The 21,849-nt window shown below is 50.0% G+C and carries 18 protein-coding genes; 7 read left to right on the top strand and 11 right to left on the bottom strand.

The genetic code is table 11. The features are described from left to right. Positions 1-33: 33 nt before the first annotated feature. On the bottom strand, positions 34-744 hold the full coding sequence (locus CFF01_RS00180) for a DUF4097 family beta strand repeat-containing protein (RefSeq protein WP_332459623.1): 711 nt from the start codon (positions 742-744) through the stop codon (positions 34-36). A gap of 268 nt (positions 745-1,012) precedes the next feature. Here CFF01_RS00180 and CFF01_RS00175 point away from each other — a divergent pair, with 268 nt between their 5' ends. Continuing rightward, a complete protein-coding gene (locus CFF01_RS00175) occupies positions 1,013-1,804 on the top strand; it encodes a class I SAM-dependent methyltransferase (protein ID WP_088903479.1) in 792 nt (263 codons plus the stop codon). A 49-nt stretch (positions 1,805-1,853) separates the two neighbouring features. Here CFF01_RS00175 and CFF01_RS00170 read toward each other — a convergent pair whose 3' ends face one another. The 3 genes from CFF01_RS00170 to CFF01_RS00160 form a co-directional block, all read right to left on the bottom strand. After that, the gene (locus CFF01_RS00170; protein WP_088903478.1) at positions 1,854-3,695 is read right to left on the bottom strand and encodes a M14 family metallopeptidase; all 1,842 of its coding nucleotides are present in this window, start codon (positions 3,693-3,695) and stop codon (positions 1,854-1,856) included. A 121-nt stretch (positions 3,696-3,816) separates the two neighbouring features. Next, positions 3,817-6,966, bottom strand: coding sequence for an efflux RND transporter permease subunit (locus CFF01_RS00165; protein WP_088903477.1), 3,150 nt, complete (start codon positions 6,964-6,966; stop codon positions 3,817-3,819). 9 nt (positions 6,967-6,975) lie between these two features. Then, positions 6,976-8,136 carry an efflux RND transporter periplasmic adaptor subunit gene (locus CFF01_RS00160; RefSeq protein ID WP_033538920.1) on the bottom strand — a complete coding sequence of 387 codons (1,161 nt, stop codon included), beginning with the start codon at positions 8,134-8,136 and terminating at the stop codon, positions 6,976-6,978. A 436-nt stretch (positions 8,137-8,572) separates the two neighbouring features. Between CFF01_RS00160 and CFF01_RS00155 the strand changes: the two genes are divergently transcribed. Then, positions 8,573-9,319, top strand: a complete 747-nt coding sequence (locus tag CFF01_RS00155; RefSeq protein WP_198387147.1) for a TorF family putative porin — start codon at positions 8,573-8,575, stop codon at positions 9,317-9,319. Between the two features lie 129 nt (positions 9,320-9,448). Here the strand turns inward: CFF01_RS00155 and CFF01_RS00150 are convergent, their stop codons facing one another. Next, positions 9,449-10,138, bottom strand: coding sequence for a DNA-3-methyladenine glycosylase I (locus CFF01_RS00150; protein WP_088903475.1), 690 nt, complete (start codon positions 10,136-10,138; stop codon positions 9,449-9,451). A 185-nt stretch (positions 10,139-10,323) separates the two neighbouring features. On the opposite strand from CFF01_RS00150, the gene CFF01_RS00145 reads away from it, so the two are divergent. Beyond that, positions 10,324-11,229 (top strand): LysR family transcriptional regulator, encoded by a 906-nt coding sequence (locus CFF01_RS00145; protein ID WP_088903474.1) that lies wholly within the window; start codon positions 10,324-10,326, stop codon positions 11,227-11,229. Between the two features lie 81 nt (positions 11,230-11,310). Beyond that, a complete protein-coding gene (locus CFF01_RS00140; protein WP_033538923.1) occupies positions 11,311-11,958 on the top strand; it encodes a glutathione S-transferase family protein in 648 nt (215 codons plus the stop codon). A gap of 323 nt (positions 11,959-12,281) precedes the next feature. Here CFF01_RS00140 and CFF01_RS00135 read toward each other — a convergent pair whose 3' ends face one another. Together CFF01_RS00135 and hemG (CFF01_RS00130) are read right to left on the bottom strand one after the other, a co-directional pair. Further along, positions 12,282-12,815: a thioesterase family protein gene (locus CFF01_RS00135; RefSeq protein ID WP_033538924.1), complete on the bottom strand. Its 534-nt coding sequence runs from the start codon at positions 12,813-12,815 to the stop codon at positions 12,282-12,284. 104 nt (positions 12,816-12,919) lie between these two features. After that, positions 12,920-13,456, bottom strand: coding sequence for a menaquinone-dependent protoporphyrinogen IX dehydrogenase (gene hemG / locus CFF01_RS00130; protein ID WP_088905831.1), 537 nt, complete (start codon positions 13,454-13,456; stop codon positions 12,920-12,922). 273 nt (positions 13,457-13,729) lie between these two features. Here hemG (CFF01_RS00130) and CFF01_RS00125 point away from each other — a divergent pair, with 273 nt between their 5' ends. Continuing rightward, on the top strand, positions 13,730-14,035 hold the full coding sequence (locus CFF01_RS00125; RefSeq protein ID WP_033538925.1) for an ArsR/SmtB family transcription factor: 306 nt from the start codon (positions 13,730-13,732) through the stop codon (positions 14,033-14,035). 21 nt (positions 14,036-14,056) lie between these two features. Here CFF01_RS00125 and hemG (CFF01_RS00120) read toward each other — a convergent pair whose 3' ends face one another. The 4 genes from hemG (CFF01_RS00120) to pepQ form a co-directional block, all read right to left on the bottom strand. Beyond that, positions 14,057-14,584: a menaquinone-dependent protoporphyrinogen IX dehydrogenase gene (gene hemG / locus CFF01_RS00120; RefSeq protein WP_033538926.1), complete on the bottom strand. Its 528-nt coding sequence runs from the start codon at positions 14,582-14,584 to the stop codon at positions 14,057-14,059. Further along, the gene (locus CFF01_RS00115) at positions 14,584-16,041 is read right to left on the bottom strand and encodes a TrkH family potassium uptake protein (protein WP_033538927.1); all 1,458 of its coding nucleotides are present in this window, start codon (positions 16,039-16,041) and stop codon (positions 14,584-14,586) included. Before CFF01_RS00115 ends, hemG (CFF01_RS00120) begins: the two co-directional genes overlap by 1 nt. 138 nt (positions 16,042-16,179) lie before the next feature. Next, positions 16,180-16,794: a YigZ family protein gene (locus CFF01_RS00110; protein WP_088903473.1), complete on the bottom strand. Its 615-nt coding sequence runs from the start codon at positions 16,792-16,794 to the stop codon at positions 16,180-16,182. Between the two features lie 13 nt (positions 16,795-16,807). Then, positions 16,808-18,130: a Xaa-Pro dipeptidase gene (pepQ, locus tag CFF01_RS00105; protein ID WP_088903472.1), complete on the bottom strand. Its 1,323-nt coding sequence runs from the start codon at positions 18,128-18,130 to the stop codon at positions 16,808-16,810. A 279-nt stretch (positions 18,131-18,409) separates the two neighbouring features. On the opposite strand from pepQ, the gene fadB reads away from it, so the two are divergent. Both fadB and fadA read left to right on the top strand, forming a co-directional pair. Further along, positions 18,410-20,560, top strand: a complete 2,151-nt coding sequence (fadB, locus tag CFF01_RS00100; RefSeq protein ID WP_088903471.1) for a fatty acid oxidation complex subunit alpha FadB — start codon at positions 18,410-18,412, stop codon at positions 20,558-20,560. Positions 20,561-20,581: 21 nt separating this feature from the next. Beyond that, positions 20,582-21,745, top strand: coding sequence for an acetyl-CoA C-acyltransferase FadA (fadA, locus tag CFF01_RS00095; RefSeq protein WP_088903470.1), 1,164 nt, complete (start codon positions 20,582-20,584; stop codon positions 21,743-21,745). The last annotated feature ends 104 nt before the right edge of the window (positions 21,746-21,849 follow it).

Below are 21,849 nucleotides of genomic sequence, written 5' to 3'. Positions count from 1 at the left end.
TTAGATTAGCCTCCGCGCCGGGAAGTCTTAGCCTTAGTCTATGGTGACCTGGCCCTGAATATTGTCGAAGCTAAGGCTGCCAGAACCCGCCTCTATGATGTGCAAACCTTGAGAGCCCGCGACGCGAATACCGCCTGAACCATCATCTATGGTCACCTTACCCTCAACCTCTCTTACTTCGATGCCACCAGAACCGTCTTCAATCGTCACATCACCCTTGACCAACGCTATGCTAAGGTTACCTGAGCCGTCATTGATATCGATATCCCCCATCACATTAGTCAGGGTAATACTGCCAGAACCATCGTCGATAGTGAGCTTTTTGCCACCGTCGATATCTATCGCTCCAGAACCATCTTCAATCTGCATATCCGCCAGCACGCCGCGAATCGCTATGGCACCTGAGCCATCATTAATATCCAGCTGCATGCGGGCTGGCACCTTGACCACGAGGTCTATGTAAGGAGAACGGCTGCTCGAAAAAGAGAGTCGGCTGAATGAGTCGAAGTTAGCAACCAGCTTAGCCTTGTTACCAGAACGAACTAAGGTTAATTCAGGCTCGGCGCCGTCATAACCATAAATGTCTGCATCCAAAGTAATACTCTCTACCGACGCATCTCCGATCACCTTCAGGACACCGGCCCCGGTGTGCGCCACCAGGGTATCTAATTCACTCGCTGCCAATGTCAATTGCACCTGCTTGTGATAGTCGAAGTTATCCCTTCCCGCGCTATTCACATTCACAATACATCCTGTGAGTCCGAAAATCAGAGCCGTAACCATAGCCAGTGAGCGAGCCAACATAAAAACCTTCCTTAATATCTGCTAAAAATTCCAAACGCCGCAGCGCTTTGCTAGCTCATCTAAAGCAGATAACATGCCAAAAGTTATCTAGTTGTTTTTAATATGTTATTATTCACAGAGTGGCATTTCGCTAAGGATATATCACCATCTCAATCGTGGGATTAGTTACTATTTAGTGAAATACATCATCAACTTATAAGGCAAAGGCATGGACTATTTAACCCTCAACCGAACAGCCTGGAACCACAGAACCCTAGAGCATCTGGACTCAAGCTTCTACGATGTGGATGGCTTTCTTGCCGGCAGCAGCTCGCTGCAGGAGATAGAACTGGCCGACCTGGAAGTGAAGGGGAAAAGCCTATTGCACCTGCAATGTCACTTCGGCTTGGATACCCTCTCCTTTGCGCGCATGGGTGCCAAGGTAACAGGGGTGGATCTCTCCGATACCGCCATCCATCATGCAAGACGACTGGCCGATGCCTGCCAGCTAACCGCCGACTTTATCTGTTGCGATCTTTACGAGGCCGCCGATCGACTGCAACAACAATTTGATATCGTCTATACCTCCTATGGCGCCCTCTGTTGGCTACCGGATCTCAGCCGCTGGGCCAAGCTGATTCATCAGTCGCTAAAGCCCGGTGGCCAGTTTTACATGGTGGAGTTTCACCCGGTGCAGGCGCTGATGGAAGGCTACAGCTACTTTGCCCAGCAAGAGCCAGATGTGGAGGAGGAAGGCACCTATACGGAAAATGCCAGCGACAACAAACACACTATGGTGACCTGGCCACACTCTCTGGCCGATGTGATAAACGCTTTAGTTGGCGCAGGGCTGAGAATCGACGTCATACAGGAATATCCCTTCAGCCCCTATGACACCTTTGACAATCTGGTGACGGGTGAAAGTCTGGGACTCCCAAGTGACAGACCCAGATATTATCAATTGCATCAGGGCAAGCCCATTCCTCTGGTGTTCAGCGTGTCGGCCAGCAAACCCGAGTAGCGAACTTTCCCTTGGAATAAAAAAAAGCAGGCTAAGCCTGCTTTTTTGTTTAGTCTCTCAGCACTGGATAAACCCTGTATTGCTTGTCATAGTAAGGGCTACGCTCATAGAACCAACGCAGTCTCGCCTCGGCATCCTTGGCTAACTCAGGATCTTTTAACGCGGCCTCAAACTCGGCCGTCAGGGCTGGATCTTCTTTCAGCATCTTAACCGCCAAAGGCTCTACCGCATAATGCTCGATATATTCGGTACGGGTAAATATGGGATTAAAGAAGCCCCACTGTAGCAGCGAGTCGGGTGATTGCGGCTCCAACAAGAGAATGGCCAGATCGCCGAGTGGCTGCTGTGTGCTGATCTTTACAGTGCCAGCAGGCAGCTCAAGCTTCGTCTTATGGCTCGATACGGGCGCAGAGACCCGCTGGCGTCCCTCGTAATCCTTAGCGGCAAACGTCGGCTCCCCAAATTGATATTGGGTCAGGGTCAACTCGGTAGGCTGCTCCAAACGCGTCATGCGTATGCCATGAATGTTCAGGCGCTCGATCACCTCTTGCCACTGGGGTGGAATATAGTAAGCCGAAGGGCGATTCACCTTAATCTCTGCCTGGGTATTACCGATAACGGGTAAATTCTCATATAGCTTGGGCTCGCCGGTCCAACGCACTACCGTCTCACCACTAATGGGACTCTGCTCCAGGCGATAGTCGATCCCCTTGAAGTCCCATCCTTTAGGCTGCTTCTCCGACTGCCAGGTCAGAGTGATACGATCGCTATAGCGGTAGCTATCCTGCTTGATGGCACTGCGCAGCGACGTGCCCTGTTCACCTAAGATCTCCAGAGTCGATGCCAGCATCACATAGGTGCCGAGTACCCGCTGCTTAAAGGGCTTAAGGCTGTGATTTTCGATCAATATGGTGGGCAGATGGCGTGCGTCACCATAACCGTTTGAGTAACGTGGGCTCGCATTCCACAGGGACATGCCCTGACTCATGTCGCGATTGTCGATGGCAAACACCAAGGGACCGGGCACATGCCCTTGAGCTGTCAGCGCCTGTTCGACCAAAGGTCGATACTTATCATTGAGCCAGCGATAACTGGCCGGGCTAAGTCCCTGAGCCAGGTTGTAGCCAAAGGTGACGTCATATTGATAGTCGATACCGTCGGTAACATGCACATCGATATAGAGATCCGGCTGCCAGCGATTAATCGCCGCCAACATATGCTGCATCTCTAAGCTATCGGCCTTGGCATAGTCACGGTTGAGGTTGAGGTTGTTGGCCGTGGTGCGCCAGCCCATCTCCACCGGGCCTCGTTGATTCACGCGATTAAATTGCCCGCTACGCTCATGGGCATCGACGCTGAAAATAGGTACAAACAGAAGATTCGCCCCATCTAGCAGGGCCTGCTTATCTCCCATAACCATGTCGCGCAGCAACATCATGCCCGCATCCTTGCCATCAATCTCACCCGAGTGAATACCTGCCTGCACCAGCAAGCTGGGCTTGCCGTTAGCCAGCATCTCCTCAGGAGTATTAACGCCCTCTTGCGATGCCACTATCATCCAGATATCCCGCCCCTGAGGGCTCTTGCCCAGCGAAACCTTGTGCAGCTTGTCGCTGGTGGCAATCAGCTTATCCAACCAGCTAAAGGTCTCGTCATAGTTGGGGCTGGTTTTTAATCCCCCTAACTCGAAGGGCGTTGCCCAAGGGTCATCCAATCCACGCAGCAAGGTCTCGCTAGCCCCCTGCCAAGTGATGGTCGGCGGCAGGATGGCATCATTAACAAAAGTACTCTTTAACGCGGGTTGAGCCACTTGTGGATCGCTGGTTTCTGCAATGGCAGATGCGCCGAAGGCGGCAAGGCAGAGAAGTGTAGCGCGAGAATATAGGGACATCTTAGATTACCTAACGGCTTATTATTAACCGATTATCTTTCAATAAATAACCTGCAAGTGCAATACCTTAGGCAATAAAAAGCCCGGCTTAAACCGGGCTTTTTGATTAACTCGCTAACGCTTATTCTTCAGAGGGTGACTCAGCAGCTTGTTGCGCCGCACCCTTTTTCTCGCGCTTACTAAAGATACGCTCGACGATCACGAAGAAGATAGGGATAAAGAAGATCCCCAGGAAGGTCGAACTCATCATACCGCCCAATACACCTGTACCGATGGCGTTCTGACTGCCCGAACCCACGCCCGAACTGATCGCCAGCGGGACAACACCAAGACCGAAGGCCAGCGAGGTCATCAGGATAGGACGCAAACGTACCCGCACCGCATGCAGAGTCGCATCCACCAATCCAGCGCCCTTATCGTAGAAGTCTTTGGCAAACTCAACGATCAGGATGGCGTTCTTGGTTGCCAAGCCCACAGTCGTTAGCAGACCCACCTGGAAGAATACGTCATTGGGCAAACCACGACCATTCATCGCCAGTAAGGCACCGATAATCCCCAGCGGTACCACTAAGATCACCGCGAAGGGTACAGACCAGCTCTCATATAGAGCCGCCAGTACCAGGAAGACCACCAGAATAGACAAGGCATACAAGGCTGGCGCCTGGTTACCCGAGAGACGTTCCTCATAAGAGAGGCCGTTCCACTCAACACCAAATCCAGGTGGTAGCTTAGCCACCATAGCTTCGATGTCAGCCATAGCCGCACCCGTACTGTAACCCTGAGCCGTACCACCCTGGATGTTCATCGCAGGTAGACCGTTGAAACGCTCAAGACGCGGTGAACCGTATTCCCAACTGCCAGTTGCAAAGGCAGAGAATGGTACCATCTCGCCCTGACTATTACGCACATACCAGGTATCAAGATCTTCTGGCTGCATGCGGTATTCGGCATCACCCTGTACATAAACTTTCTTCACACGACCACGATCGATGAAGTCATTTACATAGCTACCACCCCAGGCGGTCCCCAGGACACTGTTTACGGCGTCGATGTCGATGCTCAAGGCGCGAAGCTTAGCGTGATCGACATGAATACGATACATAGGCGCATCTTCCTGACCGTTAGGACGCACGCCCACCAGGTTTGGATTTTGTGCAGCCATGCCCAGCAACATGTTACGGGCTTCGAGCAGCTTATCATGGCCTTGACCATTTCTATCTTGCAGATAGAAATCGAAACCGTTTGCCGTACCCAGCTCGATCACCGCAGGTGGCACGAAGGCAAATACAAAGGCTTCTTTAATCTGCGAGAACATGCCCATGGCTCGTCCAGCAACAGAATTCACATCCTGTCCAGGCCCAGTACGCTCTGACCAATCCTTCAAGCCAATGAAGGCAATACCCATGTTTTGTCCACTACCAGCAAAACTGAAGCCCGATACGCTAAACACCGACTTAACACTATCTCCCGTCTCATTGAGATAGAAGTCAGTGACCTTATCCATCACATTTTTGGTGCTTTCCTGAGTCGAGTTGGTCGGCAAAATAGCCTGGGTAAACAAAATACCTTGGTCTTCATCGGGCAAGAAGGCTGTCGGCATGCGCATGAAGATCCAGCCCACAGCAACGGTCAGGGCCAGATAGATCAACATGACGCGTCCGGCGCGCTTGATCATCGCCGCGACACTCGCCTCATAACGCGAGGTCATCTTGTCGAAGCTACGGTTAAACCAACCGAAGAAACCAGTTTCGATGCCATGGTGCCCTTTAGCAATAGGTTTCAACATGGTGGCACACAGGGCCGGCGTCAGAATAATCGCTACCATCACAGATAGCGCCATCGCCGATACGATAGTCACAGAGAACTGACGATAGATAACACCGGTAGAGCCCGACATAAACGCCATAGGCACAAATACCGCCGACAGTGTCAGACCGATACCCACCAAGGCGCCGGTGATCTGATCCATCGACTTCTTAGTGGCCTCAATAGGGCTCAACCCCTCTTCTGACATCACACGTTCGACGTTCTCCACCACCACGATGGCATCATCCACCAGCAGACCGATGGCCAATACCATAGCGAACATGGTGAGGGTATTAATTGAGAAGCCGGTTGCCGACAAGATAGCAAAGGTACCGAGCAACACCACAGGTACCGCAATAGTCGGGATAATGGTGGCGCGAAAGTTCTGCAAGAAGAGGTACATGATCACAAACACCAGGACCACAGCTTCTAACAGAGTATGCACTACGCCCTCGATCGATTTCTCAACGAAAGGAGTTGTATCATATGGGTAAACGACTTCAAGCCCTTGGGGGAAGAAGGGTTTCATCTCATCAACTTTTTCACGCACTAGCTCGGCGGTCTGCAAGGCGTTCGCACCGGTAGCCAACTTAATGCCTATACCTGCGGCAGGGCGGCCGTTATAGAAAGACTCGACCGAGTAACTCTCTGCACCTAGCTCGACACGCGCAACATCTTCGAGGAAAACCTTGGCACCAGAAGTGTCCGACTTGATGATAATCTTCTCAAACTCTTCTGGCGTCTGCAGACGACTCTGAGCTGTCACAGTAGCATTTAGCTCCTGACCCGCAATGGATGGCGCCCCACCAAGCTGACCGGCAGATACCTGAGCATTCTGCTCACGAATCGAGGCTATGATGTCAAGGCTGGTGAGGTTGTATTGCGTCAGCTTAAGTGGGTCGAGCCATATACGCATGGCGTACTGAGCACCAAACAGCTGGATCTCACCCACACCCGCGACACGACTCATAGGATCCAAGACATTGGAACCCACGTAGTCAGAGATATCATTCTTGTCCAGAGAACCATCCTCTGAAACAAAGCCCAATACCATCAAGAAACCCGAGCTGGATTTGTTAACCTTAACCCCTTGCGCCTGCACTTCTTGAGGTAACAGAGGCATAGCAAGTTGTAACTTGTTCTGCACCTGAACCTGAGCGATATCAGGATCTGCCTCGGCATTGAAGGTCAAGGTGATCTGAGCATTACCAAAGCTGTCACTGGTTGACGAGATATAACGTAGATGGTCAATACCCGTCATACGCTGCTCGATCACCTGAGTCACAGTATCTTCCATGGTCTTAGCAGATGCGCCTGGATAAACAGCACTAATCGTCACTGTTGGCGGTGCGATACTCGGGTATTGAGACACGGGAAGCTTCATAATAGAAAGCACCCCGGCCAACATAACAATAATTGCAATCACCCAGGCAAAGATAGGGCGATCGATGAAAAAACGAGCCATAACTTTACCTTACTTTTGTTGTTGCTTGTCTGATTGCGTCTCGCTTAACGGCTTAGCCACCACGGGAGCACCCGGACGAATCTTTTGCAGCCCTTCGACAATCACCTGCTCACCAACCTTGAGGCCACTGGTAATACGCCACTGATGGTCAATCACCTCAGCGGTGGTTACCACTCTTGGCTCAACCTTATTATCAGCACCAATCACCATGGCGACGGCCTGGCCCTTGGTATTACGGGTTATCGCCGACTGTGGTACCAAGATAGCCTTAGGATCTGTGCCCGCATTGAGCACGGCACGAACATACATACCAGGAAGCAAAACACCATCTGGATTAGGGAATTCAGCTCTTAACGTCACAGAACCGGTATTCTCATCCACGCTGACTTCGGCGAATCTAAGAGACCCCATATGCTCATATACTGTGCCATCTTCTAAGATCAGACGCACATCGGCGTTATCGGCCGCCTGCAACTGGCCCTGCTTAAGCTTGGCTTTTAAACGCAATAACTGGGCGCTTGACTGGGCGATATCCACATTGATGGGATCCAACTGCTGGATCGTCGCCAGTGCAGCACTCTGATTGGCTGTCACTAGGGCACCAGCGGTCACCGATGACTTACCGATACGGCCAGAGATAGGCGCCTTCACCTGAGTGTATTCCAGGTTGATCTTAGCGGTATTGATAGCCGCTTTAGCCACAGTCACATTAGCCTGAGCTTCTTTATAAAGAGCATCGGCTTCATCAAAATCTTGCTGGCTAATGGCATCTGTCTTAATCAATGCCTTGTATCTAGCAGCCTTAGCCTTAGCCGATACTAAACCGGCATTGGCTCTCGCCAGATCCGCCTCGGCACTAACCAAAGCAGCCCTGTATGTAGAAGAGTCGATTTGATAGAGCGACTGACCTTCGGTCACCTCTCCCCCTTCAACAAAGCCACGCTCGGTAATGATACCTGTGACCTGGGGGCGTACTTCCGCTTCAAGAAACGCTTTGCTGCGACCCGGTAGTTCCACTTGAATAGCCTGAGGTTGCTCAACAACCTTTACCACGCCAACTTCCATACTCTGAGGGGCTGCAGCAGACTGACCTTGGTTCTCGTCTTGGCCACAACCTGTTATCCATAACGCCACACTAACTAACGAGGCAATTTTCACTATTTGCCGCATGAGAACTCCTAATCAAAGCCGCAACAAAAAACACCCATGCACAAATGAGTGCTATGGGGTTGTCTTGTATAAGCAAGTTTATAAAATAGATCGAGATGACTATTTATCTCATACCTTGCTGGGGGCAACAAGAACTTAAGGGTGTAGATATTGTAAGTTAATGCAAATTTTTATTTTTAATCACGTCACATTGTAAAAACATAGTTAAATATGGCGCATTATTCCGCCGTTTTAGTGTTTTTTGTGTCTACCTTGTGATCTACCTCCCTCTTGGATGATGAAAAGCAACACCAAAATATATATGGCGTTTAGCCTTATATATTCATACTTTTTCACATCTTTATTTCATCAGTTCATCTGCTGCGATAAGGCCGTTCACAACTTCTCCTTATAGTCGACTCATCGGCCAAATAACCCGCTAGATGAGATAATGATGATGAAGACTTTAACCCAGATAAAATACTCGCTTCTCCTTGGCAGCCTACTGGTATCTGCTGGCATTATGGCGACGCCACAAGACTCCCAAGTATTGGGCGGCAAGGTAACCGGCAAGCTGACGTTCGCTTCAGACTATGTCTTTCGTGGTGAATCAGAAACCATGGACGGCGATGTCCCTGTTGTACAAGGTACCTTAGGCTGGGGTAACGATAAGGGATGGTATGGCGGCGTGTACGCCTCAAATATCAAGTTTGCCGATCCCAACCTCGAAATAGTCACGGCTCCTTATATTGGTAAGGCGGGCACCTTCGGCGACTCAGGTATTACCTATGATGTCATGCTCTTCTCCTACCTCTACCCAGGCGCCTCCTACTCCAACTACACAGAATTATGGCTTAAGGTCGGTAAGCAGTTCGGCCGAACCAACCTACAACTGGAAGTGACGCCCACCGTCGATGACTGGTTTGGTGTCGATGGCTGGCAAGGGGTCAACTACGCCATCCACCCAAGTTACCAGTTCGACAATGGCATTAACCTCTCGGCGAGTGTCGGCTATCAGGATTTAGACGGTAACGGCGCCGAAGGCTGGGGACATTGGAACCTAGGTGTCAGCAAAACGTTTGCCGGCCTGAGTTTCGATCTTAGATACCACGGCAGTACGGTAGATGAGAGCCATAAAGTCTACGGCACACAAACCAAGATTTTTGATGACCGAGTAGTCATCGGCGTTAGTAAGAGCTTTTAGTCACAGTAATTTAGTTTCCATCTCTGCACGTTTTGCCAGCCCCTAAAAAGGCTGGCTTTTTTTGCACATGGATGGACAGAGAGGGCATTTCCTTTATCCAAGAATATCAGTGCACATGGAGTAATATAGCTAAATACGGTTATCACCCACACCACAGGCAAGAATACGACTGATCTCGGCCAGCGAGCGGCCCGATTGCGCTTGCCACTCATTGAAGACCGCCTGCACCTGTTCTAATCCCCGCTTAGAGGTAAATCCATAGTCGATAAGCTTATGGGCCTGAAAATACCCTTTAACATCCTCGCTCAGAAGAAAGGTATCTTTGCCTATGGTACGTAAAAAATAGGGGCCGGTATTTCCCCCTAGGCGACAACCTAAACGTTTCAGTTCACTCCACAAGCCTATGATATTGTCACAGGGCCAATCGGCGATGTACTTGGCAAAGCTACCATGAGCCAGCTTAATCTCATGGATCATCAAGGCATTATCATAAATCGCCATGGTCTTTTTCAGGTGTCGAATCAAGCTGGGGTCACTGGCGCGCTGCTGAATCTGCTCGGGTGACAGCATTAAGATTTTATGAGGTTCGAAACCGAAAAACGCCTCTTCATAGGCAGGCCACTTGTTCTCAACAATGCGCCACACAAACCCAGACTGAAACACCTTCTTGCTAAGCTCAGATAAGAGTTCGGCATCTGAATATTGAGCAATCTGAGATTGCGTTATAACCTCAGGCAGCCGCTCGGCCAGTCCCTGCTCTCCTCCCTTGCGCTCACAAGCACGCTGGTAGAGGCTATCGAAAGTTTCTTGTCGCGCCATTTTTACTGCTTTTCCTTATTAGCTAGATATTCTCCGATACGCACCCTGCCGCCACTAAGATCAGCCTGATTGGCTCAATTGGTTTACAAGCAAGGCAAATAACTCAGGTTATCGGATGTTTTTACAACTATAGTAAACAATAACCCCTATTTATGGCGAAAATTCGCCTTGGCAGAGAGGTTTCCATGGATGCAGCTCAACTCTATCGCATGCTCGTCTTCGCCAGCGTCGTAGAACAGGGATCGCTGACACGAGCGGCAGATTCACTCAACATCAGCCGTTCCATGGTCAGCCAACATCTCAAGCGGTTAGAAGATCGCTGTCAGTATAGCCTGTTACACCGTACCACTCGGCGAATCGCACTGACTCAGGAGGGCGAAGCCTTTTATCACTACTGCGCCGAGTTGCTCAAACTCGCCAAGCAGGCTGAAGCTTCTATTATTCCCGCTAACGACCAACTGCAAGGCAGCGTCACTCTCACCGTACCTGAATCGCTTGGTGAACAGATTATCGCGCCAATCCTCAAGGCATACCACCAGCGTTACCCTCAGGTGCACCTGTCTCTATTACTCCAAGATAGCCAGCTTGATCTGGCGGAACATCAGATAGATATCGCCATTCAAATCGGCAAGAGCAATGGTGCAGAAACCAGGGCAACTAAGCTGACCCAGTATCACGAACGCTTAGTCGCGAGCCCTGATTATATTTCACGTCACGGCGCCCCCTTACACCCGGACAACCTGGCCCACCATCAATGGATCTTGCTGTCCAATAATCAATTGCCCAAACACTGCCAATTTGAAAATAGCGATGGCGACAGTTTCAAACTGCAACTCACCCCTTTTATCAACTGCAATAGCTTACAGGGAAGTCTAAGCCTGGCATGCCAAGGGCTGGGGCTGACACTCTTGCCCGACCCAGTGATTAAACCCTACTTAGCCAATGGGGATCTAGTGCAGCTCTTACCCGACTACCATATAGGATGTGCCGCGCTCTATCTGGTTCACCCCTATGCAGAGGTGATCCCCCCCAGAGTCATGGCTATGATTAGCTTGCTTAGCGAGCGACTGACAACAGCTGAAGAGCTTTAAACAGCGATAAAAAGCAGGCCAGATAATGGATTTCGAACTACCATTAACTTATTGGTTCTGGGCAAATGGGAGGTGCATTTGATGGAACTGTTTTACCATCCCTTGTCACGATATTCCCAAAAAGTCTTGATTGCCCTCTACGAGAAACAAGCCAATTTTTATCCTAGGGTGATCGAACTCAGCGATCCCTTCTCGCGTAATGAATTTAAGCAGCAATTTCCCTTGGGTAAGCTACCACTGCTCAAGACTCGCACCGGAGAGTTATTACCCGAATCCAGCATCATCATAGACTACATAGATCATGAGTTTGCCACAGGCACTCAACTACTTCCCCAGAGTTATGCCGAGCGACTTCAGGTGCGTCTATATGATCGCATCATAGACAACGACTTAAATAATCAACTCTATCTATTGGAGCAAATTGATGCGCGGAAAGAGGAAAACCCGATAAAGGTGAAGCAGTTAGAAAAAGATATCGCTCACTTGCTAAGCGAGCTGAACAACAAATTAATGGAACATCACTGGCTCTGCGGTGACGCTTTCACCATGGCAGATTGCGCCTTGATCCCCTGCCTGATCCATGCCAAACATCGCTTTAAACTCTACCAGTTCGATCCCTTAGACAGATACCTGAATCAAGCCCATATTCGGGGAGCCTGGATTCAAGTGCAAGAGGAGATAGACCTAATACAGGCCGCAGTGCAGGCCGGCTTCCGCCCCATTCCCTAGGGTCAGCTAACCTTTACCATTTGTTTCTTAGCCAGTTTGAAATCGATCTGTATAGGCAGAGTTGACACTGTCATCTAACCAAGCCAGAGATATCAAAGAAGAGATAAACAACATACGCAGACCAAAGGGTTAACCTCAACCTGTACTACTTAATATGACAAGCATCCAGCTTTTCAGCGTCAGTCCAACCAAGCAGTAAAAAATCGTTCCTAACGATCTCTTACTGCTCACCATTTATATCGTCAAATTAGGTAGCATGGCTCGCGCCGCGAACAAAACCCGTTTAGCTTGAACAGAAATCAAACCTGAAAGATAAACTGTTCCTAAGCAAGGTTTCTCTCTTTTTTAAGCGTGAGGAAGGCCTTCCATTTCTCCACTTCCGGCGGCAGGCTGGGCGCTGGACCGTCAAACCCCGCCTCTTTCAACATCTCTTCAATAGGCACCTGTTTGCGGTTATTCACAAAGACTCCGCGAACATGCACTATGCAGTGCAGCGTACCTTCACTGACAAAGCGCTGCTCCACATAGAAATATTTCTCATCCCAGCCCACGACTTTGCTCTCGATATCGAAGCGGCGCAAAGGTTTGATGTCTCGTATATAGGTAAATTCGGCGGCGTTAACGATCGGCAACCACTTAAGCTTCAAAAAACGCTTAAGCAATCCCATCTCGGCAAGCATATAGGTGCGCGCTAGATCCATCAGCGCAGGATAACGAGAATTGGTCAGGTGAAAGTTAATGTCACAATCCAACGGTAAGGCACGATAACTGATCTTGCTCGTTCCCAAAAAATCGATACGACCACAGTGACGCACACGCCAAAACATCAACCAAAACAAACGAAAATAAAGATTCATCTCACTCTGCCCCCAAAAATGAAGGCAAAAAGGCTAACAGAGGTCAGACCAGGAGACAAGCAAGATCGTACAGAGGTGGTAAACCACCTCTGACGCTATCAATCCTATTTGGCTTTCAGAGTCAGTAGATGTTCGGCGTACACCTTGACGTCATCCCAGTCAGTGTAATCGATAACGGCTTTCGGATCGGTCGGGCCGTCGGTGATCTTCATGATCAGCTGAATCATCCATCTGTCATACCAACGCCAGGAGGGATAATCCACCTTACCGGCAATCACCTTAACGTCATTGGGTTTCCAGGGTGAGAGTTCGATAAACTTCTGCAGATACTTGTTGTTCTCTGGCACTCGCTTCTCAGGATTGCGCGCGACTACGTTTACACTAAAGAAACTGTTGGGCTTGGCCGCCAATTCAGCCTGATAACGGGTAGCAAATTCAAACACAGACTTATGATAACTACCGTAAAGTACACAGGCCCCTAGAGCCACGTAGTCATACTTACCCCAATCAATACTGTCGAACTCGCCAATACGCAGGGCATCACAGCTGTGGCCTAACCCACTCAAGTGCGTCGCCATCGCCTGGGCTATCTTGGCCGTATGACCACCGCGAGAATAGTAAACAATTAGTACTGAAGCCATAAACGACTCATCTGTATCGGAAAAGATAACCACATTGTTGCAGTAAAGTGCCGCAGAAACATCAAATTGGATCACAATTTAGTTAAGGATTTTGTGAAATACACCACCAATTAGATATTTTACTCAAGGTAAAATAGACGCAAAATATAGAGCAATTCACATAAGACACGAGTCGGCGTAGGTTTGAGTTATCAATCCGTGCTAAGTATCATTGCTTCCACTTCCTAATTCAATTAGAATTATCTAATTAAAAGAGTACAAGAGAGTTGCCGTATGCAAAAAGATATTGATGTAAATGCAATGGTCACCAATGCTCAAAGCGCAGCAAAATGGCTTAAAGCGATAGCAAATCCATATAGATTGATGATCTTATGCCAGCTGCTCGATAATGAACTTAGCGTTACTCAGCTAAATGAAAACGTGCCCTTGAGCCAGTCTGCACTGTCACAACACCTGGCGGTATTGCGCGCCGAAGATCTGGTCGCCACTCGTAAGAGTTCACAGATCGTCTACTACACCCTGAAGAACGAGCAAGTCACCGAGGTGATTTCGATTCTCTACAAGCGCTACTGCGCATAGCCCTAGCGAAATAGAAAGCCTTTAACGCTCGCTAAAGGCTTTCGCAAATTCCCGCACCTTGTCCCAATCGGTAAACTCGAAGGTACCTGAAGTATCTGTCGGGCCTTTAGTGATCCACATGATAAAACGGATCATAAACTTATCGAAGAAGCGATATTTGGGGTAATCGATCTTGCCAGCAAACACCCCAAGTTGCTGCGGCTGCCATAATGACAGCTGCAAAAATTTCTTCATATAAGGGTTGGTTTCTGGCGTGTTTTTCTCTGGCTTCCTGGCCACCACATTCACAGTAAAGAAGGCGTTCTTCTTACTGTTAAGCACAGCTCTGTGACGATTCACATACTGGAACAGTTCAGGTCTGTGTTTACCATAACGTATACTGGCCCCTATGATGACCTTATCAAAATAGGAAAGGTTAACCGACTGCGCCTCTTCCAGGCTGACCATGGTTACCAGTTGAGTATCAGACTTGCACTGCTCGGCAATCTGATCACAGATGGCTTTCGTCTGACCATCTACGGTCGAATATATAATTAGGGTACGACTCATTAATTCTTCCAAAAAGTCGGCGTAAACAACACCAATAAGGTAAACACTTCCAGCCGCCCGAATAGCATGGCCACCACCAGCACCCACTTCTCACCATCACCGATACTGGCATAGTTGCTGGCCACCTCGCCGAGCCCTGGCCCCAGGTTATTCAAACAGGCCGCCGTGGCACTAAAAGCCGTAATATTATCCATGCCCAGCGCCATCAGGATCAACATACAAACCACAAAAACGAGGGCATAAGCAGAGAAGAACCCCCACACGGCATCGATAACCCTATCGGGCAAGGCCTTGCCACTAATACGTATCGAGAACATGCCTCTTGGGTGCACCAGGCGTTTCAGTTCACGGGAGCCCTGTAACAAGAGTAAGATCATCCGCATCACCTTGATGCCACCCGCAGTTGAACCGCCACACCCCCCAATGAAACTTGAGAAGATCAATAACATGGGCAGAAATAGCGGCCACATATGAAAGCTTTCTGTGCCAAAACCGGCAGTGGTAGAGATAGAAACCGCCTGGAACAGGGCAAAGTCAAATGTCTCCTCGGCGCTGTCATAAATACCGGACTGATAAAGAGTGCCAAAACAGATCAGCGTCAGCGCCAGCTGAATCACAATCAAGGCCTTAAATTCGGCGTCTCGAAAATAAACCTTAAGATTAATGCCCCGGCGGGTAAAGGCGGCAAAGTGCAGGCTGAAATTCAGCGCCGCGATCAACAAGAACACCACACACACCATGTTGATCGCCGTGCTATCAAAGTAGCCCATGCTGGCATCATGGGTCGAGAAACCGCCGATGGCAATGGTCGAAAAAGAGTGACAGATGGCATCAAACACATCCATACCCGCAATCCAATAGGCAAAGGCGCAGGCGATGGTCAACGCAAGATAGATGTACCAAAGCGCCTTAGCGGTCTCGGCGATCCGCGGCGTCATCTTACTGTCTTTTACAGGCCCAGGGATCTCCGCTCTATAGAGCTGCATCCCGCCAATCCCGAGTACTGGCAAGATCGCCACCGCCAATACAATGATCCCCATGCCACCGAGCCACTGAAGTAGATGGCGGTAGAAGAGAATTGCCTTAGGTAAACTGTCCAGGCCAACTAAAACCGTTGCCCCTGTGGTGGTTAATGCGGAAAACGATTCGAAAAAGCTATCTGTTAACGAGAGATCGGGTTGGCTGGAAAAGATAAAAGGCACGGCACCTATAGATCCCAGTACGCCCCAGAAAAGCACCACCAACAAAAAGCCTTCTCGGGTCCGCAGATCTTTCTTGTGGCGACGATTGGGATACCAGAACACAAAGCCAAGTAACAAGCTAAGAACAAAGGCTTGAAGAAAGGCGGTACCGCCGCCATCTTTGTAGATCACGGCAACCAGCGCTGGCGGCAGAAGCGACAAAGAAAACAACCCCATCAAGAGGCCTGTAATTCTTATAATGGTTCTATATTGCATTAGGGCGTTTTTATTATTCCGTTAGCGATGACGCACTTGCGCATTCTCGCATAGTTTAACCACGCTGTTGTATAAAATTTATTTGGTCCGTATCGCCAAAAGGAAAATATTTACCGAAAGCCTTGCACTAGACCAGCGCTAATCGGCGAAATCCGCCTCTAATCGGCCCTGACTTAACGTCGCCAGCTCACGATTGAATCGTGCCTGCATCGCTTTTGGCATTTCAAAGGTCAATGTCACCTTATCGGTAAACACTTTATCACTCACCTCAGCCTCACACAGTTGCAGAAAATGTTCTACATCTTTGAGTTGGTGATAGTCACATACGAGGCGACCCGGATAGCGGATCAGCTTAACCTCAGTTTGCAGCTGAGTCAGCCCCTGTTTTATCCCCGAGCTATAGGCCCGTACTAAGCCGCCCACTCCCAACTTAGTGCCACCAAAATAGCGTACAACGATAGCACCAATCTCTCCCATGTGAGCCCCTTGCAGCGTGGCCAACATGGGACGCCCAGCACTACCTGAGGGCTCGCCATCATCACTGCTGCCCATGGCCACGTTATTGTCAGGCGCACCTGCGATAAAAGCATAGCAATAGTGATTTGCTCCAGGGTATAGCGCCTTGATGTTAGTGAGTGCACACTTCAGCGATTCTTCCGATGGACAGTGAAATAGAAAAGAGATAAAGCGGCTATGCTTTATCTCTTCTTCTATGGTGATCGGCTCGGCCGGAATAGGATAACTCTCGCTCAACAACCCTTACCTTTTATCCTTGCAGACCCAGATCGCGAGTCATATTTTCATTGTGATCGCTATGAACAATCACGTTGTCTTCGATACGTATACCGCCAAATGGACGTATCAGATCGACCGTTTGCCAGTTAATCAGATTACCGCGGCCATCCTGTCTTAACTCGTTAAGCAGGCTGTCAATGATGTAAAGTCCAGGCTCTATGGTCAGCACTTGGTTGGCCGCCAAGGTTCTGGTACAACGCAGAAACGGATGAGCCTCAGGTGGGGCAATATGAGTACCGCGCTCATCATGCAAGAAGCCACCCATATCATGCACCTGCAAGCCCAGCATATGCCCGAGTCCATGGGGGAAGAAGGCGCTGGTAACCCCCTGCTCTATCAAGGCTTGCTTTTCACCGTTAGCCAGCTTGAAATCGAGAAGTAACTGCGCCAGTTTATCGTGGGTAGCCAAGTGAAGATCCACATATTTCACGCCAGGGCGCATCATATCTATGATGGCCAACTGCAGCTTATCCATGGCGGCAATCAGATCACCAAACAGGTTTTTCTCAAAAGCATAGGTACGGGTAATGTCCGAGGCATAGCCATGGAAACTCCCACCGGCATCAATTAGAAATGACAGTCGCTGCTTAGGCGACTGATGCTCGAGCGCCGTATAATGCAATATGGCTGCATTTTGGTTTAAGGCGATAATATTGCCGTAGGGCACATCATTCTCACCCATATCAGTCGCCGCCAGATAGGCCCGCTGGATCTCAAACTCACTACCGCCGCCATAGAAAGCATCTTTTGCCGCTACATGACCACGCACGCCAATCTCACTCGCGCGGCGCATACAAGCCAGCTCATACTGTGTCTTTGTGGCTCTGTGATAGTGAAGATAACTCATCACCGACTCTGGATTGCGGGAGGTAAAACCGAGCACCTCGGCAACATCCAAATGCTCACCTATGTAGCCCCAATCCTGAATATTGTCTGGCAGCAACTCGGCCACTTTATCGGCCTTGGTCAGCAGCTTAATCTCTACCTCTGAGGTCCAAAAAGCATCGGGAAAATCGGCAACCTTGTGCCAAAAGTCCACTGGACGATAAAAGATCAGTTGTGGCTTATCGCGACCATTAACCACCAACCAGCAGTGGGGGTTATCGATAACAGGAAGCCAGGCCTTGAAATGCGGATTGACCTTGAAAGGGTAATCCAGATCATCGAGAAACTGACGATGGGGCTGCCCTGAATGTATCACTAAGCCAGCTAGCTGCTCTCTTGCGGTGATCTCGGCAACGCGTCGATTTAGCTCGGCGATATGGGCGGGATAGAGGGGGGCTAAGTTTTCCATATTAGGCTTCCTGTTATTCTTCTGCGGCACCTTTTTAGCTAAAAAGGACCTGTTTTTAGCACAGAGACTATGATCTAGTGAGTCTAACATAAAGGGCAAAAATCCCCCTAACGGAACAAAATTAAACAAGTGTTTAAATTGGGTGTTGAAATTTAGTTGATTTAGACGCACACTGAGCAGCAACTGGTCAAATGATGGCCTGCTGTAAGATAGAGATTATACCTACAAGATAAAAACCCAATAGTAGGTGGCGCTCTTTAAGCAATAAGGAAGCAAGCAATGATCTACCAAAGTCCTACGATTCAAGTGGAATTACTTGAAGACAATATCGCTCGGCTCTGTTTTAACGCCGAGGGCTCAGTCAACAAGTTTGATAGAGAAACCCTCAATGCGCTAAGCGACGCACTCGATGCCCTAAAGCAAACCCAAGAGGTCAAAGGGCTGATGCTCACCTCGGGTAAAGACGCCTTCATCGTAGGCGCCGATATCACAGAGTTCTTAGGACTTTTTGCACAGGAAGACAGTGTGCTACTTGGCTGGCTCGAAGATGCCAACAAGGTATTCAATAAATTAGAAGATCTGCCGTTCCCAACTATCTCGGCTATCAAAGGCTTTGCCCTGGGCGGCGGCTGCGAAACTATCCTAGCAACCGACCTACGTATCGCAGATACAACGGCTCGAATCGGTCTGCCTGAGACCAAACTAGGCATCATCCCAGGTTTTGGCGGTACCGTGCGTCTGCCTCGTCTAATCGGTGCCGACAACGCCCTGGAGTGGATCACCACAGGTAAAGATCAACGCCCTGAGTCAGCCCTTAAGGTTGGCGCCATCGACGCGGTTGTCGCCCCTGAAGCACTGGAAAGTGCAGCACTGCAGATGCTACATGATGCCATCAACGAGAAGATCGATTGGCAAGCTCGTCGCCAGCGCAAGCTGTCACCGCTTACGCTGCCGAAACTGGAAGCCATGATGTCTTTTGCTACCGCCAAAGGCATGGTATTCAAAGTCGCTGGCAAACATTATCCCGCGCCTATGGCGGCTGTGGATGTTATCGAAAAGGCGGCCACCAGTGAACGCGCCCAGGCGCTGCAGGTTGAGCATCAAGCCTTTATCAAGCTCGCCAAGACAGATGTGGCCAAGGCACTTATCGGTATCTTCTTAAACGACCAGCTGGTTAAAGGTAAGGCGAAGAAGGCAGCTAAACAAGCACAGGCGGTAAACTCGGCAGCAGTGTTGGGTGCAGGCATTATGGGTGGCGGCATCGCCTATCAAAGTGCGAGCAAAGGCACCCCCATTGTGATGAAAGACATTAATCAGGCCGCGTTAGATCTTGGTCTGGGCGAAGCCGCTAAACTGCTTACGGCGCAGATCAACCGTGGTCGCTCTACCCCTGCTAAAATGGCGGGCGTGCTAAACAATATTACAGCGACACTGGATTATAACGCGCTTAAACAGGCCGACGTTGTCGTTGAAGCCGTGGTTGAACACCCTAAAGTAAAATCAAGCGTATTGGCCGAAGTAGAACAAGTCGTGGGCGAAGATGCCATCATCACTTCGAACACCTCGACCATCTCCATCAACCTACTGGCTAAGAGCCTGCAAAAGCCCGAGCGCTTCTGTGGTATGCACTTCTTCAACCCGGTCCATAAAATGCCGCTGGTTGAGGTAATTCGCGGTGAGCATAGCTCAGATGAAACCATCGCCTCTGTGGTCGCTTACGCCGCCAAGATGGGTAAGACGCCTATCGTGGTCAACGATTGCCCAGGTTTCTTCGTCAACCGAGTGCTCTTCCCCTACTTCGCCGGCTTCAGTGGCCTGCTAGAGGATGGCGCTGATTTCACAGCCATCGACAAGGTAATGGAGAAACAGTTCGGCTGGCCAATGGGCCCAGCTTATCTGCTGGATGTGGTTGGTCTGGACACAGGTCACCATGCACAAGCTGTGATGGCCGAAGGTTTCCCTGACAGAATGGCCAAACAGGGTAAAGATGCTATCGACGTGATGTTCGAAGCAGAGCGATTCGGTCAAAAGAATAGCAAAGGCTTTTATCAATACTCAGTCGATCGCCGCGGTAAGCCAAAGAAAGACGTTGATCCTCTAAGCTATGAATTGCTGGGCAACGCCTTTGGTGAGCGGAAAGAATTTAGCAGTGATGAGATCATCGCACGCACCATGATCCCTATGATCATCGAAACGGTTCGTTGTCTGGAAGAAGGTATTATCGCCTCGCCGGCCGAAGCCGACATGGGACTGGTTTACGGACTCGGTTTCCCTCCATTTAGAGGAGGTGTGTTCCGCTATCTAGACACCTTAGGTGTTGCCAACTTTGTCGCCCTAGCAGACAAGTACGCCCACCTAGGCGGCCTGTATCAGGTGACAGACAAGATGCGTGAACTGGCTGCCAACAACGGCAGTTACTACCCAGCCTAATCACCCGGAAGGAATAGAATAATGAAACAAGCAGTTATTGTAGATTGCATCCGTACTCCCATGGGCCGCTCTAAAGCGGGAGTATTTAGAAATGTACGCGCAGAGACATTGTCTGCCGAGCTGATGAAGGCCCTATTGGTGCGTAACCCTCAGCTCGATCCCAACACCATAGAAGACGTTATCTGGGGCTGTGTACAACAGACGCTGGAACAGGGCTTCAACATTGCACGTAACTCAGCGCTACTGGCGGGTATACCTAAGCAAGCCGGCGCTGTCACGGTAAACCGCCTGTGTGGTTCTTCGATGGAAGCCATCCATCAGGCGGCTCGCGCCATCATGACAGGCATGGGCGATACCTTTATTGTTGGCGGTGTCGAGCATATGGGGCACGTCCCTATGAATCATGGTGTCGACTTCCACCCAGGCCTGGCCAACAATGTCGCCAAAGCCTCGGGCATGATGGGACTCACCGCCGAGATGCTGGGCAAGATGCATGGCATCACGCGTCAGCAGCAAGATGAATTTGCCGTACGCTCGCACCAACGCGCCCACGCGGCAACTCTCGAAGGACGCTTCGCCAACGAGATCCATGCTATCGAAGGTCATGACGCCAACGGCGCGCTGATCAAGGTGATGCACGATGAAGTGATTCGTCCAGAAACCTCGCTAGAGTCTCTAGCGGCACTACGCCCTGTCTTCGACCCAGCCAACGGCACAGTCACCGCAGGCACCTCTTCGGCACTGTCTGACGGCGCATCTGCCATGTTAGTGATGGAAGAAGAAAAGGCCAAGGCCTTAGGTCTGCCGATTCGCGCCCGTATTCGCTCCATGGCCGTAGCTGGTTGTGATGCCGCCATTATGGGCTATGGCCCGGTTCCGGCGACTCAAAAGGCACTGCAACGTGCAGGCCTCACCATTGCAGATATGGATGTTATCGAGCTAAACGAAGCCTTCGCCGCGCAGTCACTGCCTTGCGTAAAAGATCTTGGCCTGATGGATCTGGTTGACGAGAAAGTGAACCTCAATGGTGGCGCCATCGCGCTGGGCCACCCACTGGGTTGTTCAGGCGCACGTATCTCGACCACACTGATCAATCTGATGGAAAGCAAAGATGCGAGCCTAGGTCTGGCAACTATGTGTATCGGTCTTGGCCAAGGTATCGCGACGGTATTTGAACGCGTTTAACGCTTCCCTTACCTTTTTAGCGTTAAAAATGGAGCGGCTCTGTCGCTCCATTTTTTTGTTTCACGTGAAACCACAAACCGAAAGCATTACCTATCCCCCTGTAT

Source organism: Shewanella marisflavi, from assembly GCF_002215585.1.
GTDB lineage: Bacteria > Pseudomonadota > Gammaproteobacteria > Enterobacterales > Shewanellaceae > Shewanella > Shewanella marisflavi.
Note: the sequence above shows the minus strand (reverse complement) of the source record. Positions and strands in the feature narration are given on the sequence as shown.

Bases quoted from the DNA above. Each gene is read 5' to 3' on its own strand.
- CFF01_RS00155 (WP_198387147.1), top strand. From the start codon at position 8,573: ATGAAGACTTTAACCCAGATAAAATACTCGCTTCTCCTTGGCAGCCTA.
- CFF01_RS00150 (WP_088903475.1), bottom strand. From the start codon at position 10,138: ATGGCGCGACAAGAAACTTTCGATAGCCTCTACCAGCGTGCTTGTGAG.
- CFF01_RS00135 (WP_033538924.1), bottom strand. From the start codon at position 12,815: ATGAATCTTTATTTTCGTTTGTTTTGGTTGATGTTTTGGCGTGTGCGT.
- hemG (WP_088905831.1), bottom strand. From the start codon at position 13,456: ATGGCTTCAGTACTAATTGTTTACTATTCTCGCGGTGGTCATACGGCC.
- CFF01_RS00160 (WP_033538920.1), bottom strand. From the start codon at position 8,136: ATGCGGCAAATAGTGAAAATTGCCTCGTTAGTTAGTGTGGCGTTATGG.
- CFF01_RS00125 (WP_033538925.1), top strand. From the start codon at position 13,730: ATGCAAAAAGATATTGATGTAAATGCAATGGTCACCAATGCTCAAAGC.
- CFF01_RS00165 (WP_088903477.1), bottom strand. From the start codon at position 6,966: ATGGCTCGTTTTTTCATCGATCGCCCTATCTTTGCCTGGGTGATTGCA.
- CFF01_RS00175 (WP_088903479.1), top strand. From the start codon at position 1,013: ATGGACTATTTAACCCTCAACCGAACAGCCTGGAACCACAGAACCCTA.
- CFF01_RS00145 (WP_088903474.1), top strand. From the start codon at position 10,324: ATGGATGCAGCTCAACTCTATCGCATGCTCGTCTTCGCCAGCGTCGTA.
- CFF01_RS00170 (WP_088903478.1), bottom strand. From the start codon at position 3,695: ATGTCCCTATATTCTCGCGCTACACTTCTCTGCCTTGCCGCCTTCGGC.
- CFF01_RS00115 (WP_033538927.1), bottom strand. From the start codon at position 16,041: ATGCAATATAGAACCATTATAAGAATTACAGGCCTCTTGATGGGGTTG.
- fadB (WP_088903471.1), top strand. From the start codon at position 18,410: ATGATCTACCAAAGTCCTACGATTCAAGTGGAATTACTTGAAGACAAT.
- hemG (WP_033538926.1), bottom strand. From the start codon at position 14,584: ATGAGTCGTACCCTAATTATATATTCGACCGTAGATGGTCAGACGAAA.
- pepQ (WP_088903472.1), bottom strand. From the start codon at position 18,130: ATGGAAAACTTAGCCCCCCTCTATCCCGCCCATATCGCCGAGCTAAAT.
- CFF01_RS00140 (WP_033538923.1), top strand. From the start codon at position 11,311: ATGGAACTGTTTTACCATCCCTTGTCACGATATTCCCAAAAAGTCTTG.
- fadA (WP_088903470.1), top strand. From the start codon at position 20,582: ATGAAACAAGCAGTTATTGTAGATTGCATCCGTACTCCCATGGGCCGC.